The 14,472-nt window shown below is 62.7% G+C and carries 11 protein-coding genes; 9 read left to right on the top strand and 2 right to left on the bottom strand.

Annotated features, from left to right (window positions below):
• Positions 1-46 precede the first annotated feature (46 nt).
• Complete coding sequence (locus tag KHO30_RS16420; RefSeq protein ID WP_093633754.1) at positions 47-343, bottom strand: PsiF family protein; 297 nt, start codon at positions 341-343, stop codon at positions 47-49.
• Positions 344-790: 447 nt separating this feature from the next.
• Here KHO30_RS16420 and KHO30_RS16415 point away from each other — a divergent pair, with 447 nt between their 5' ends.
• Together KHO30_RS16415 and KHO30_RS16410 are read left to right on the top strand one after the other, a co-directional pair.
• Positions 791-1,087: a YciI-like protein gene (locus KHO30_RS16415; RefSeq protein WP_093633753.1), complete on the top strand. Its 297-nt coding sequence runs from the start codon at positions 791-793 to the stop codon at positions 1,085-1,087.
• A 583-nt stretch (positions 1,088-1,670) separates the two neighbouring features.
• Positions 1,671-2,855 carry a transposase gene (locus KHO30_RS16410; protein WP_200619959.1) on the top strand — a complete coding sequence of 395 codons (1,185 nt, stop codon included), beginning with the start codon at positions 1,671-1,673 and terminating at the stop codon, positions 2,853-2,855.
• Between the two features lie 80 nt (positions 2,856-2,935).
• Here the strand turns inward: KHO30_RS16410 and KHO30_RS16405 are convergent, their stop codons facing one another.
• Entirely contained in the window at positions 2,936-4,489 is a 1,554-nt protein-coding gene (locus tag KHO30_RS16405; protein ID WP_280531444.1) for a mannose-1-phosphate guanylyltransferase/mannose-6-phosphate isomerase, read from the bottom strand.
• 647 nt (positions 4,490-5,136) lie between these two features.
• Between KHO30_RS16405 and KHO30_RS16400 the strand changes: the two genes are divergently transcribed.
• From KHO30_RS16400 to KHO30_RS16370, 7 genes are all read left to right on the top strand, one after another.
• A complete protein-coding gene (locus KHO30_RS16400) occupies positions 5,137-6,534 on the top strand; it encodes an undecaprenyl-phosphate glucose phosphotransferase (protein WP_093633750.1) in 1,398 nt (465 codons plus the stop codon).
• 62 nt (positions 6,535-6,596) lie between these two features.
• Entirely contained in the window at positions 6,597-8,042 is a 1,446-nt protein-coding gene (locus tag KHO30_RS16395; protein WP_211701603.1) for a UDP-glucose dehydrogenase family protein, read from the top strand.
• Between the two features lie 61 nt (positions 8,043-8,103).
• On the top strand, positions 8,104-8,559 hold the full coding sequence (locus KHO30_RS16390) for an arsenate reductase/protein-tyrosine-phosphatase family protein (RefSeq protein ID WP_093633748.1): 456 nt from the start codon (positions 8,104-8,106) through the stop codon (positions 8,557-8,559).
• On the top strand, positions 8,553-9,773 hold the full coding sequence (locus tag KHO30_RS16385; RefSeq protein WP_093633747.1) for a polysaccharide biosynthesis/export family protein: 1,221 nt from the start codon (positions 8,553-8,555) through the stop codon (positions 9,771-9,773). The genes KHO30_RS16390 and KHO30_RS16385 overlap by 7 nt, the downstream gene beginning before the upstream one ends.
• Positions 9,774-9,934: 161 nt before the next feature.
• Positions 9,935-12,133: a polysaccharide biosynthesis tyrosine autokinase gene (locus KHO30_RS16380; RefSeq protein WP_211701846.1), complete on the top strand. Its 2,199-nt coding sequence runs from the start codon at positions 9,935-9,937 to the stop codon at positions 12,131-12,133.
• 61 nt (positions 12,134-12,194) lie between these two features.
• Positions 12,195-13,127 (top strand): glycosyltransferase family 2 protein, encoded by a 933-nt coding sequence (locus KHO30_RS16375; RefSeq protein WP_200619411.1) that lies wholly within the window; start codon positions 12,195-12,197, stop codon positions 13,125-13,127.
• Positions 13,128-13,236: 109 nt separating this feature from the next.
• Positions 13,237-14,472 (top strand): glycosyltransferase, encoded by a 1,236-nt coding sequence (locus KHO30_RS16370; RefSeq protein WP_200651026.1) that lies wholly within the window; start codon positions 13,237-13,239, stop codon positions 14,470-14,472.

Raw genomic sequence — 14,472 nt, 5'->3', positions numbered from 1 at the left:
ACGTGGCCAGGCGCGTGGCGTGAGGCCCGCGCCGATTGCCTCGTGTTTAGTTAGCCGGTGCGGACGACAGGCAGGTCTTCATGAAGGCTTTACGGTCGTCGCCTTTCTTGCCGGCGGCTTGCGTGTTACACGCCTTCATCTTGTCCTGCTGGCTCATTGGCGCTGCGGCAGCCGGCTTCGCGGACAGGCAGGTCTTCATGAAAGCCTTGCGGTCGTCGCCTTTCTTGTCGGCAGCCTGCTTGTTGCAGTCGGCCATTTTCGTTTGCTGGCTGTTCTGCGCGAACACCGGCGAAACGAGGACAGTACCCAGCACCAGCGCAGCGATAGCGGATTGGATTTTCATGTGACACTCCATCGGTGGTGAAAACGTTTTTGGTCGTTCATGCGCGTGGGCGTCAACGGCGTCCAGGACCCCTCGGCACGTCCATTATGGCAAATGCTGTCTGCCAGAACGGACGGAATGCCATTCCGGTTGACACGCGAGCACGCTGGTTTTCCCCTACGGAGCGGGGTTGGCGGCGCTCCCGGGCGATAAAACGGCCGAATCACGGCAGTGCAAGAATATGTTATGCAATCCGGATTAATTGGTAAGGCGTATGCAAATGAATTAGGCCGTCGTCATTCCATATGGGCGATCAAATTCTAAACATCCATTTTGCATTGCTGCAGGTGCAAATGAATAGGAAATCGGCAGAAAATCCCGTTGAAGATCGCCGGGGTAATCTTGACGGAATTCCCGCGCAGATGCGCCGCCCGTCGTCCCAGTCACGCAAGCCAAAGGAGGCTCGCCATGCACTACCTGTTGATGTATGACCTCGTGCCGGACTACCTCGAGAGGCGTGGCACGTATCGCGACGCCCATCTGGCGCTCGCCTGGGCGGCCACCGAGCGCGGTGAATTGCAACTGGGCGGAGCCTTGACCGAGCCTGTGGACACGGCCGTGTTGCTCTTCAAAGGTGACACGCCCGAAGCCGCCGAAGCCTTTGCCAGAGCCGATCCGTATGTGCTCGCGGGGCTCGTGACGCGCTGGCGCGTACGCCCATGGATGACTGTGGTGGGTGAGGGCGCGGCGAACCCCGTGCGTTAGAAGCAAACCAAACCGCCGCGCTCGCGCGGCGTCGAGAGGAATGCGAACGGCATGAAGAAGCGCTGTGTTCGCTTCGACGGCAATCGCACCTCGATGTCACTCAGGTGCTACCAAAACACTGCGCCCAGGCATCCCGCAGCCAGGCGGAAATGCCATCAAAATGCATCGAAATGCGTTGTGGCTCAAATATAAATTTCGTAAACGCAATTCGCCATCGTTGCCGCGCTGTTGTGCTGTGCAACAGCGTCTTTCGGCGCCGGAACCGACGGCAGTTCTGTTACGGCAATACGAGAAATGACGCAGCAAAAAGGACAAGATTGTTTCCATCCGTAACACTTGTCTCAATCATATTCACGCAAACCCTGGTGGTGGTATGCTTCGTGCACAAATTCTCCCATGCACGAGTGAGACCACGTTTTGTGCTTCGCAATAGGGACAAACCGCACTAACCCAGTGCGCTATTGACCCGCAAACAGAACGTACAAAACATATTTGTGCAACCGCGGGCTGCACACGGATCGTGAAAGTTGAATCCGTGGCCGCCCAAAGCCGCGGCCCGGCCAGGCTGCGTGGAGAAAACCCAATGTTTTTCGATGAGCTAAGCAATGACGAATGGGCGCTGCTGGCAGCGCTTGTCTCTGATGAGCCGGCCGTCCGTCTGAACCGACGCGGCCGGCCCCGCGCCGAACCGCGTATCGTGGCGAATGCCGTTCTGTGGATCCTGACAACTGGCGAACCCTGGTCGAAACTGCCGGGACGCTATCCGTCAGGTCCTACATGCCGGCGCCGTTTTGAAGAATGGCAGTTGAACGGCACGCTGCTCGAGATGGTTCGGCTGTTGTCCAAAACCGGACGTACCTTCGCGTACGTCCCGCAACCGGCGCCGCCTGTCGCGGCCAAACCGGCAGCACCGGTAGCCGAAACCCCTAGTGTGCGCGACGAAGGTCTGCGTGGTGTGTCGTGGAAGAGCCCCGAATCGTGGCAGGCGCCCGGCGTATCGAGCAGCCTGAGCAACTGGCGTTCGGCGGATCCGTTCGCCGATATCACGCGCCAGTTGTCGGGCATGACGACGGGTATGACAAACGCGCCGCCGGTATCGCGTACACCTTCGGCCAGCTCGACATCCGCGCCACCTGCGCACCGGCCCGCCATGCGCGCCGGTTTGCAAAGCATGGAAGAAGCGCGGGCGGTGGGCGCGGCAATGCACAGCCTGGATTCGGCCATCACGTCGGCACGCCGCACGCAACAGCTTGAAGATCAGCAGCGCAGCTCGCTGTCGATGAGCCTCGCGCCACGCGGCACGCAGGTCGCCGACCGGCGTGGCTATGTGATCTACGTTGCGGCGGAGCAGGTGCCCAACGCCATGTATCGCGCGTGGGCGGAGATCATGAAGGACGGCAAACGCGTCGAGCGTTCCGGCCTCGTGGGCCCGCGCTTTGCCGAGGCCGACGCGGCGGAGGAATACGCGCTCGAATGGGCGCGGCAGTGGATCGACCGTGAATGCCGTACGCAGGCTGCAGCCGAGGCCGCACCTGCAGTGAATACCACTGCGGCGGCTGCTGCAGCGGCGCGTCCGTTGCCGGCCATGCGTCATGTGCCGGAGCCGGTCGCGGTGAATCACGGTGGGCCTTTGCACGGTCCGCTCAATGCATTCCGTGGACCGCTGCGCCGTTATCCCAGCGAACCGGCCGCACCTGCAACCGCAACCGAAAGCAGTGCATCAGATCGTTTTCCGTCCTATCCAGAACTCATCTCCCATGCGGGGTGAGCACGGCGGTTAGCGATACGGCAATACCCCCGCGGCCGTCAGGAGCAACAGCCGCAGGTTCCCGCTTCATTCGTTGTGAATCATTGACGTCCATACGTATCGTCGAAGCGCACGATATCGTCTTCGCCGAGATATGAGCCCGACTGCACCTCGATCATTTCGAGCGGCATCTTGCCCGGATTCTCGAGACGGTGAGTGACGCCCAGCGGAATATAAGCTGATTCGTTTTCGGAGACGATAAAGCGCTCTTCACCCCGCGTGACGAGTGCGGTGCCGCGCACGACGATCCAGTGTTCCGCGCGGTGATGATGCATTTGCAGAGAGAGTCGCGCACCCGGTTTCACGACGATGCGTTTGACCTGGAAGCGCTCGCCGGTATCGACGGAATCGTAGTTGCCCCACGGGCGATGCACCTTGCGATGGTTGGTCGCTTCCAGTCCGCCATCGTTGCGAATCCGTCCGACGATTTTCTTGACGTCCTGCACGCGCGATTTGTCCGCGACCAGAATCGCATCGGCCGTTTCGACCACCACGAGGTCCTGCGTGCCGACGCAGGCGATCAGGCGTCCTTCCGAATGCGCGAAGGTCGAGCTTGCCCCTTCGAACATCACGCGGCCGCGCCCCACGTTCCGATCGGCGTCTTTCTCCGAGATGTCCCAGATCGCGTCCCACGAACCCACGTCCGACCAGCCCGCTTGCAGCGGCACAACCACGCCGGATGCGGCGGTCTGATCGTTACCCAGTTGCTCCATCACCGCATAGTCGATCGAATTCGACGGCGAGGCGCAGAACGCGTCGCGTTGCAGGCGGAAGAAATCGCCGTCCGCTTTGCCGCCTGCGAAGGCCGCATCGCAGGCTTCGTAAATCGCCGGCTGGAAGTGGCGGATCGCCTTCAGCCAGGTCGAGGCGCGCATGATGAAAATGCCGCTGTTCCACCAGTATTCCTGCGAATCGATATACCGCTGCGCCAGTTCCAGATGCGGTTTTTCGACGAAGCGATCGAGCTTGTGCGCGCCGACCTTGCCGGCCGCATCGCCGTCCGTTGCGCGAGCGTCATTAGGCATGCCAAGCGCCGCGCCAATGCGGATGTAGCCATAACCCGTTTCCGCACGCGTCGGCACGATGCCCATCGTCACGATATGGCCGGCTGCCGCATGCTGCACGCCGGCCGCCACCGCTGCATGAAAACCGGCGCTGTCGGTTACCGCGTGATCGGCGGGCATCACGACCATGATGCCGTCCTCGTCCTGCGCGGCGATCGAAAAGGCCGCCACCGTCAGCGCCGGCGCCGTATCGCGCCCGGCGGGCTCGAGAATCAGCCGGGTCGGCTTGCCGCTCGTCCGCAATTGCTCGGCTGTGGTGAAGCGCTGTTCTTCATTGGCCACCACGACGAGTTGCTCCGCAAGCGGATGGCCCGTTTCGAGCCCGTCGAGCCGGCGCGTGGTCGACTGCAGCAGCGAGTCGTCGCCGAGCAGGCCAATCAGCTGTTTCGGATGCTGCTCGCGCGACATCGGCCACAAGCGTGTACCGGAGCCGCCCGCCAGAATCACGGGATGAACTTTGAGCTTGACGTTTAGGTGCATAGCTTGCGTGGACCGGGTGTCGGCAGGTGTGGCCGTAACCGGAGCTGTCATGATGGACTCCTCGAGGCTGGGTGAATGCGTCGAGTTTTATCACGAAGTAAAGAATGAATAAAAGCGCGTTAAATAGAAACTATATAAACCGTCTAATAAAATTGGCTGTTTCGTGAAGAAAAAATGTCCGGCCAATTTTTAAAAAAGAAAAATTACCCGAAAAAAATAACAGGTGATTTTTTTATCCGGCGGAATGACGCAGAATGGGGACGAAAGGCGGGGCGTAAGCTTCGTAGGAAAACGGACAGCCTGGCTCACATCCGCTTCCAGGAAGGCAAGAAACCGGCCTCTCAAACGCGAAATCGGTAACAATTGCCGCGCAAAATTCCGAAAAAATATCGAAAAAATGACCGATACATTTTGAGATATTTTGCTGTCTTGCAGTCCGAATTTTAATACCGCTTTATCTATACCTGTACAAGGGTATTCACTCATTTCGACACCTGTTTTCCGGATCGTCCGTTCAGGAATTTTTTTAATCCGGAAAGCGGCAGGGTAATTAACACCGGGTCAATCAGTTTCGCGCCGCGCATCGATCTGCGGGCGCGAATACCGGCGTTGCGCTCCCGGTGGCAGGACGTGATGAGTGTGACGGGAATTCAACCAACCAACGGATGGCACTTGACTGACGAACTGAGGGGCAGCTCATGCTGAGCGTTCTATCGAGAATCATCGACATCGCCATGGTCGCGCTCGGCGCGGCTATCGCGACGGCCGTGCACAGCGGGAAATTGGTGTGGCTGGACGACGTCCAAAGCGTGTCGCTCGCGTTCGACTGCCTGCTCGTGGTGGTGTTCTTCCCTGCGCTCGGGATCTATCAGTCGTGGCGCGGCAAGCCGCTGTACGACCTGCTGTGCCGCGTTGCGGGCGGCTGGGTGATGGTGGAGATCACCGGCATCCTGATCAGCTTCAGCCTGCACCGTTCGGACAGCCTGTCGCGTCTGTGGCTGTTTTACTGGGCGATCGCCACGATCGTGCTGCTGATCGTCACCAAGGTGATCGTCTATTCGATCCTGCGCGGACTGCGCCGCGAAGGCTTCAATCAGCGCGCGGTGGCGATCGTCGGCGGCGCGCCGTATGGGCGCTTCCTGATCGAACAGATGCGCAGCCGCCCGGAAGCTGGCTTTAGCCCCGTCGTGCTGTTCGACGAGGAGGGCACGATCAACCCGTATGAAGATCCGGATGCGAGCGATGCGATCGAAGGCGTGCCGGTCGAGCGCGACTACTCGCGGATGCTTCAACTAGTGCGTCAGCGGGCGATTCGCGAACTGTGGCTCGCGCTGCCGATCTCGAAGGAGAAGGCGATCCATCGCTTCGTGATGGACCTGAAGAATGACTTCGTGAACATCCGCTTCATTCCGGACGTTCGCAGCCTCACGCTCTTCAATCAGCCGATGGTGGACCTGCTCGGTGTGCCGGCGATCAACCTGGCCGCCTCGCCGATCACCGATCTGCGCGTGCTGCCCAAGCGCATCTTCGACCGGCTGTTCGCGCTGGCGGCATTGACAGCGCTGTCGCCGGTGATGCTGGTGATCGCGGTGATGGTGAAGGTGAGCTCGCCAGGCCCAGTGTTCTTCCGCCAGAAGCGCAAGGGCATCGACGGCAACCAGTTCGAGATCTACAAGTTTCGCTCGATGAAGATGCACAAGGAAGAGGCCGGCAAGATCACTCAGGCGACCCGGCGCGATCCGCGCATCACCGCGGTCGGCGCGTTCCTGCGGCGCACTAGCCTCGACGAATTGCCGCAGTTCATCAACGTGCTGCGCGGCGAGATGTCGGTCGTGGGTCCGCGTCCGCATGCGCTCGAACACGACGACATCTACAAGGATCTGGTGAAGGGCTACATGCACCGTTACCGGATCAAGCCGGGCATCACCGGGTGGGCGCAGATCAACGGCTATCGCGGCGAAACCGATCGCATCGAAAAGATGATGGGCCGCGTCAAGCTCGATCTGTACTACATGCAGCACTGGACCTTCTGGCTCGACATCAAGATCGTCGTGCTGACGCTGTGGAAGGGCTTTGTGGGCAGCAACGCATATTGAGGCGCAGCCGTGCAACGCGCGGCCGCTCTCCCGAATCAACTCCATTTTCCGAGGTGTAATACATGAACCTGACGATCATCGGTAGTGGCTACGTAGGCCTCGTAACGGGCGCATGTCTCGCCGACATCGGCCACGACGTGTTCTGTCTCGACGTCGATCAACGCAAGATCGACGTGCTCAACAACGGCGGCGTGCCGATCCATGAACCGGGTCTGCAGGAAATCATTGCGCGCAATCGCAAGGCCGGCCGCCTCAAGTTTTCGACCGACATCGAGGCCGCGGTCGCGCACGGCGACATCCAGTTCATCGCGGTGGGCACGCCCTCCGACGAAGACGGTTCCGCCGACCTGCAATACGTGCTGGCCGCTGCGCGCAATATCGGCCGCCATATGACGGGCTTCAAGGTGATCGTCGACAAATCGACGGTGCCGGTCGGCACGGCTTCGCGCGTGCGCGACGTGATCGCCGAGGAACTGGCCGCGCGCAACGCGAGCCACATGTTCTCCGTGGTGTCGAATCCGGAATTCCTGAAAGAAGGCGCGGCCGTGGAAGATTTCACGCGCCCCGACCGTATCGTGCTCGGCTGCGATGAAGACGTGCCCGGCGAAAAAGCACGCGAGCTGATGAAGCGCCTCTATGCGCCGTTCAACCGCAATCGCGAACGCACGCTGTACATGGACGTGCGTTCGGCCGAGTTCACCAAGTACGCGGCTAACGCGATGCTCGCCACGCGTATCTCGTACATGAACGAACTCGCGAATCTGGCCGACCGCGTCGGCGCGGATATCGAAGCGGTGCGCCGCGGCATCGGTTCCGATCCGCGCATCGGCTATGACTTCCTGTATGCCGGTTGCGGTTACGGCGGCTCGTGCTTCCCGAAAGACGTGCAGGCGCTGATTCGCACGGCGGCCGACCACAAGGCCAATCTGCGCATTCTCGAAGCGGTGGAAGCCGTCAACGACACGCAGAAAAAGATCCTTGCGCAGAAGATCGTCGACCGTCTGGGCGAAGACCTGTCGGATCGCACCTTCGGCGTGTGGGGCCTCGCGTTCAAGCCGAATACCGACGACATGCGCGAAGCGCCGAGCCGCCCGCTGATCGCCGAACTGCTGCGCCGCGGCGCCCGCGTGAAGGCCTACGATCCGGTCGCGATCGACGAATCGAAGCGTGTGTTCGCACTCGATCTGAAGGACGTGCCGCAACAGCATGCGCGCCTGTCGTTCGTGAATGAAGAGATGGAAGCGGCCGAGGGTGCCGATGCACTGGTGATCCTCACCGAATGGAAGGTCTTCAAGAGTCCGGACTTCGGTTTGCTCAAGGAGAGTCTCACCACGCCGCTGATTTTCGACGGCCGCAATCTGTACGAGCCGGACGCGCTGCTCGAACTCGGTATCGAGTATCACGCGATCGGCCGTCAGCACGCGCTGCGCAATGCGCCGGCGAAAGTCGGCGCGAACGGCCTGCCGGTCACGGTAGACGCGGCCGATACGGTCGAGGCCGGCCAGTAAGTTGGCCAATGAGTTGGCCAATAAGCCGCCGCACCGCCCAAGCCTCACTAAGGAGCCCGCCATGTTCGCCAACGTTCTGATCGTCTGCCACGCCAACGTGTGCCGTTCGCCCGCAGCCGAGATGCTGTTCAAGGCCCGGCAGCGCGCGCCGTCGCGGCCGTCCTCAGCGCCGATCGCGTTTCATTCGGCGGGTCTCCGCGCCACCAACGGCCACGCCATGGACCCGGTGATGCGGCGCCTGCTCGCCGAGCAGGGCGTCGCCTCCGGCATCCACTATTCGCGGCGCCTCGACCGCCAGCTCGTGCGCGCAGCCGATCTCGTACTCGTCAGCGAGCGCTCGCAGGTGAGCGCGGTTGAAGCGCTCGATCCGGCTTCGCGCGGCAAGGTCTATCCGCTCGGCAAGTGGGAAGACGATTCCGACGTCGCCGATCCGCACGGCGGCAAGGAAGCCGACTATAGGGAGAGTCTCGTGCTCATCGAACACCTGGTCATGGGATGGCTGAAGAAAATATGCTGATGAAAAAACGCACTGCACACACATTCGCGAACGTCAATTCGAAACTCGCCGCCACGCTTTTGCTGACGTCCTTTCTGTCGGCCTGCGCTACCGCACCTGGCAATTATCTCGACACGTCCCGTCTGAAAGACGACGGCCAGCACCAGAGTCAGCAAGCTAACGAAACCTATCCGGTGCATCTGATCGACGGCCCGCTGGTGGCGGCGCAAGCTCAGGCGCAAGCCACTGCCGCGCAACAGGCGCTGCCGACTTCGCACTACAGCGATCCGTCGCAGTACGTGTACCGGCTCTCGCCGCAGGACATTCTCGGCATCACCGTGTGGGACCACCCGGAATTGACCACCCCGCAGGGCAGCACGCTGTCCGCGGGCGGCAATACCACGCAGTCGATCGGCGGCGCCTTGCAGCAGCCGTATACCGCCGCGCTGCCGGGCCAGGCCGATCCGTACGGCCAGACGATTGCCCCCGACGGCACGATCTTTTTCCCGTTCGTCGGCCGCATCAAGGCCGCGGGCAAAACCGTGGGCGAAGTGCGCGATCAGTTGAGCTCCGGCCTCGTGCGCTACATCCGCAATCCGCAGGTCGACGTGCGCGTGCTGTCGTACCGCGGCCAGAAAGTGCAGGTGACCGGCGACGTGAAGACGCCGGGCCCGCTCGCCATCAGCGACGTGCCGCTCACGCTGGTCGACGCGATCACGCGCTCGGGCGGCACCAACAGCGACGCCGACATCCAGCGCGTGCGTCTCACGCGCAACAACAAGCTGTACGTGCTCGACGCCAACCGCATGCTCGACCAGGGCGACACCACGCAGAACGTCATGCTGCAAAACGGCGACGTGATCAACGTGCCGGATCACAACGACAGCCGCATCTTCGTGATGGGCGAAGTGAAGACGCCGATCCAGCTGCCGATGGTGAAGGGCCGCCTGACGATCGCCGACGCGCTGACCCAGGCGGGCGGCATTCTCGACACGGACGCCAATCCGCGCCAGATCTTCGTGATGCGCGGCATGCGCGAGCATCCGACCACGCCGGACGTGTACCGCCTCGACATGACGCAGCCCGACGCGATCATGCTGTCGTCCCAGTTCCAGTTGCAGCCGATGGATGTCGTGTATGTGGGCACCGCCGCTTCGACCACGTTCAACCGTGTGTTGCAGCAAGTCCTGCCGAGCGTACAGACGTTGTTCTACCTGAAGCAGTTGACGAGATAACTACTGTCTGAGCCGTCGACAGGCCCGCGCCACTCTCAAAGGGCGCGGGACCGAAGCAAACGCCGAGGCAAACGCGCAAGCCCATGCCAGAGCACCCGCTGAAGCCCACGCCGAAGCAACCGAAACGGGATCGAATTGTGAGCAACCAAATCTCTCCACACATGGCCGGTCCAATCAAGACCGAAGAAGAGGACGTCGTCCTCGGGCAACTGGTGCAGGTGATCCTCGACGACATCTGGTGGCTGATCACGATCGCCGCGGCGATCGTCGCGCTGGCCGCCGCTTACTGTTTCCTCGCCAAGCCGATCTATTCGGCCGATGCGCATGTGCGGGTCGAGCAGTCCGACAACACCTCGCAGGCGCTCACGCAGACGCAAACGGGCGCGGCCATCACCACCGGCTCGACCTCGTTGCCGACCGATGCCGAAATCGAAATCATCAAGAGCCGTGGCGTAGTCGGCCCGGTGGTCCAGCAACTGAAGCTCAACTTCAGCGTCGTGCCGAAGACGATTCCGCTGCTCGGCAGCATTGCCGCGCACCTGGCGACGCCCGGCCAGCCGGCGGCGCCGTGGCTGGGTCTGGCTTCATATGCCTGGGGCGGTGAAGAGGCCGACATCGACACGCTCGACGTCGTGCCCGCGCTCGAAGGCGAGAAGCTGACGATGAAGGTGTTCGACGAACAGCACTACGAGCTCTACGCAAAGAACGGCACGCTGCTGCTGCGCGGCCAGGTGGGCCAGCAGGAGCAGGGCGGCGGCGTGACGATCCTCGTCAACAAGCTGGTGGCCCGGCCGGGTGAAGAGTTCACCGTGACGCGTTTTAACGACCTCGACGCGATCACCGCGTTCCAGTCGGCGATCACCGTGCAGGAGCAGGGCAAGCAGACCGGCGTGATCCAGATCTCGCTGGAAGACAAGAGTCCTGAGCACGCCGCGCTGGTGGCCAATGCGCTCGCGCAGTCGTATGTCCGTCAGCACGTGTCGAACAAGCAGGTCGACGCGAGCAAGATGCTCGACTTCCTGAAGAGCGAAGAGCCGCGCCTGAAGGCCGATCTCGAACGCGCCGAAGCCGCGTTGACCGCTTACCAGCGTCAATCCGGCTCGATCAATGCGAGCGATGAAGCCAAGGTCTACCTCGAAGGCAGCGTGCAGTACGAGCAGCAGATCGCCGGTTTGCGTCTGCAGATGGCGCAACTGACCGAGCGTTACGGCGACGACCATCCGATGCTCGTGGCCGCGCGCCAGCAGATGGCCGAACTGGAGGCGCAACGCGCCAAATACGCTGACCGCTTCCGCGATCTGCCGGCAACCGAAGTGAAGGCCGTGCAGTTGCAACGCGATGCGAAGGTGGCGGAAGACATCTACGTGCTGCTGCTCAACCGCGTGCAGGAATTGTCGGTGCAGAAGGCCGGTACCGGCGGCAACGTGCACATCGTCGACCAGGCGATGCGCCCGGGCGCGCCGGTCAAGCCGAAGAAGGTGCTGATTCTCTCGGCAGCCGTGATTCTGGGCCTGATCTGCGGCACCGGCTTCGTGTTCCTGCGCCGCAATATGTTCAAGGGCATCGACGACCCTGACCATATCGAGCGCGCATTCCATCTGCCGGTGTACGGTCTCGTGCCCTTGAGCGCCGAACAGGCTCTGCTCGAAAGCAGCTTCCAGCGCGGCGGCGAACGCCTGCGCTCGGTGCTGGCGGATGCGCGGCCGAAGGACGTCACGATCGAAAGCCTGCGCAGCCTGCGCACGTCCATGCAGTTCACGATGATGGACGCGAAGAATCGCATCGTCATGCTGACCGGCCCCATGGCCGGCGTCGGCAAGAGCTTCCTGACGGTCAATCTGGCGGTGCTGCTCGCGAATTCGGGCAAACGCGTCTTGATGATCGACGGCGATATGCGTCGCGGTGCGCTCGAACGTTATGTGGGCGGTGCGCAGGACAACGGCCTGTCGGAATTACTGAGCGGGCAGATCTCGCTCGAAGAAGCGATCCGCGCCTCGAACGTCGAAGGCCTGAGCTTCATCTCGTGCGGCCGCCGTCCGCCGAATCCGTCGGAATTGCTGATGTCGCCGCGTCTTCCGCAATACCTGGAGGGCCTTGCCAAGCGTTACGACGTGATTCTCATCGACACGCCGCCGGTGCTGGCCGTGACCGATGCATCGATCATCGGCGCCTATGCCGGTTCGACCTTCTTCGTGATGCGTTCGGGCGTGCATAACGAAGGCGAGATTGCCGAGGCGTTGAAGCGCCTGCGCGCCGCCGGCGTGCACGTGCAGGGCGGCATCTTCAACGGTATGCCGGCGCGCTCGCGCGGCGGCTACGACCGTGGCTATGCGGCGGTCCAGGAATATCTGAGCACCTGAGCCATGAGGCTGAGCCCAGTGTGCTGATGCCAGCGCAAACACGATAGAAAAGGACATCACGATGAAAGTCACCGTACTGGTTCCGACCTACCGCCGCCCGGCCGACCTGGCGCGCTGCCTCGCGGCGTTGCAACGGCAGTCGCGCGCGCCGGACGAAGTGGTGGTGGTCGCGCGCGCCGACGACGAAGCGACCCACACCTGCCTCCGCGATCCGGCCGTGCCCGGCAGCTTGCCGTTGTCCGTCGCGCTGGTGGAGGTGCCGGGCCAGGTCGCGGCTTTGAATCGCGGACTGGATGCGGCCAAAGGCGACGTGATCGCGATTACCGACGACGACGCCGCGCCGCACGTCGACTGGGTCCAGCGGATTGCTGCCGCGTTCGAAAGCGATACGCGCCTCGGTGCGCTGGGCGGCCGCGACTGGGTGCACGAAAAAGGCCGCGTGCTCGACGGCGAGCGGCCGCTGGTCGGCAAGGTCACGGCGCACGGCAAGATCATCGGCAATCACCACCTGGGTGTGGGCGGCGCACGCGAAGTCGACATCCTGAAGGGCGCCAACATGAGCTACCGGCGCGACGCGGTCCGCACGATCCGCTTCGATCAGCGCCTGCGCGGTGCGGGTGCCCAGGTTCATAACGACATGGCCTTCAGCCTCGCCGTGAAGAACGCCGGCTGGAAGCTGATGTACGACCCGCGCGTGGCCGTCGACCATTTCCCGGCCGAGCGTTTCGACGACGACCGGCGCGACGCGCAAACCATGGCGGCGTTGCGTAACGCCGCCTTCAACTTCCACCTGATCCTGCGCGACCAGTTACCGCCGCTGCGCCGCGAAACCGCGTGGTGGTGGTGGACGCTGGTGGGCACGCGCGTTTATCCGGGCCTCACGCACGCCGCGCTTGCCCTGGTTTCGAAGCAGGCGAGCCTGAGGTTGTCGCGCTGGCGTGCGGTGCGCACCGGCGCGCATGAGGCCCGCCGCGCGTTGTCGCGGACCGCGTGAAGCCCGCGAGCGCTCACGTGTCCCCAACGTCCTGCACGTTCGTGCATCGGCACTGGCGCCTGCTCGCGCAGGCCGATGCCCCTTTCCACCGGCAGAGCGGAGTGTCTGCATGAGTACGAAAGTTCACGTTCATCTGTTTTATGGCGCTGACCCGCGCTTTTACCGGCCGGGCGACAACATCGGCTGCCTGTACGGGTATCACCACGCCGAATCCGATGCGTTCAGGCTGACCTATTCGCAGGACGCGCGCGAAAGCAAACCGGTGCGTTTGCTGCGCCGCGCGCTGAAGGCGGCGCTCGGGTTCGACTTCATCCATACGTGGCGCAACCGCGACGAGATGCTGCGCTCGGACGTCATCTGGACGCATACCGAGCAGGAATGGCTGTCCGCCGCGCTGATGTTGCTGCTGAGCGGCCGCAAGGCGGGCGCTAATGCCAGCCCCTTGCTGCTGGCGCAAAGCGTGTGGCTGCTCGATAAATGGCCTTCCTATGGAATTCTGCGCAGCTGGCTCTATCGCAAGCTGATGACGCGCGCCGACCAGCTGACGACGCTCGCCAGCGAAAACGCCGAGCTGTGCCAGCGCTTTTTCAATCGCGACGCGAAGCCGCTCCTGTACGGCCTGAACACGCAGGACTTTCCCGTGAAGGCGCCGACCGAATGGACGCCGCATACGCCGATCCGCATCGCGGCGATCGGCAACGATCGCGACCGCGATTGGGAAACGCTCATCAAGGCCTTCGGCAACGATGCGCGCTATACGGTGAAGCTCGCGACACGCCGGCGGATTCCCGCCTCGCTGCGCGCGCCGAATGTGGAGATCGCGTTGTTCTCCGGGATCAAGAAGCAGCACGAACTCTACGACTGGGCCGACGTGATCGTCGTGCCGCTGCGGCCGAATTCGCACGCCTCAGGGATCACCGTGATGCTGGAGGCGGCGGCGGTCGGCAAGCCGATGGTGGTCACCAACGTCGGCGCGTTGCAGGATTACTTTCCGGCGGGCGAGGCGGCTTACATCCCGCCGTTCAATCCCCAAGCGTTGCGTGAGGCGGTGGACCAGCTGGCGGCTTCTCCCGCGGACGCGTTGCACCAGGCACAGGCGGCCGCCGCCGGTTTGCTGTCGCGCGATCTGACCACGCAGAACTATGCGATGCAGCACGTGAGAATCACGCAGGAGATGCTGCGGGCGCGCGCAGCGTCGCGCGGACGTGTTGTGGCCGCTGCGGCCGACGCCGATGCCGTGGCAAAGGCGCCGCGTACCGCGGTGAACCAACCGGCGCGAGTTCGCGCGGGCAGCCAGGGGCAAGGCCAACGCCCTGGCCCGCGCGAATCACGCGGAGGCCTCTAA

The organism is Paraburkholderia aspalathi, from assembly GCF_905220735.1.
GTDB lineage: Bacteria > Pseudomonadota > Gammaproteobacteria > Burkholderiales > Burkholderiaceae > Paraburkholderia > Paraburkholderia aspalathi.
This window is presented reverse-complemented; position numbering and strand designations above follow the sequence as displayed.

Coding starts and splice junctions, on each gene's coding strand:
- KHO30_RS16395 (WP_211701603.1), top strand. CDS start 6,597: ATGAACCTGACGATCATCGGTAGTGGCTACGTAGGCCTCGTAACGGGC.
- KHO30_RS16405 (WP_280531444.1), bottom strand. CDS start 4,489: ATGACAGCTCCGGTTACGGCCACACCTGCCGACACCCGGTCCACGCAA.
- KHO30_RS16390 (WP_093633748.1), top strand. CDS start 8,104: ATGTTCGCCAACGTTCTGATCGTCTGCCACGCCAACGTGTGCCGTTCG.
- KHO30_RS16415 (WP_093633753.1), top strand. CDS start 791: ATGCACTACCTGTTGATGTATGACCTCGTGCCGGACTACCTCGAGAGG.
- KHO30_RS16400 (WP_093633750.1), top strand. CDS start 5,137: ATGCTGAGCGTTCTATCGAGAATCATCGACATCGCCATGGTCGCGCTC.
- KHO30_RS16375 (WP_200619411.1), top strand. CDS start 12,195: ATGAAAGTCACCGTACTGGTTCCGACCTACCGCCGCCCGGCCGACCTG.
- KHO30_RS16385 (WP_093633747.1), top strand. CDS start 8,553: ATGCTGATGAAAAAACGCACTGCACACACATTCGCGAACGTCAATTCG.
- KHO30_RS16410 (WP_200619959.1), top strand. CDS start 1,671: ATGTTTTTCGATGAGCTAAGCAATGACGAATGGGCGCTGCTGGCAGCG.
- KHO30_RS16380 (WP_211701846.1), top strand. CDS start 9,935: ATGGCCGGTCCAATCAAGACCGAAGAAGAGGACGTCGTCCTCGGGCAA.
- KHO30_RS16370 (WP_200651026.1), top strand. CDS start 13,237: ATGAGTACGAAAGTTCACGTTCATCTGTTTTATGGCGCTGACCCGCGC.
- KHO30_RS16420 (WP_093633754.1), bottom strand. CDS start 343: ATGAAAATCCAATCCGCTATCGCTGCGCTGGTGCTGGGTACTGTCCTC.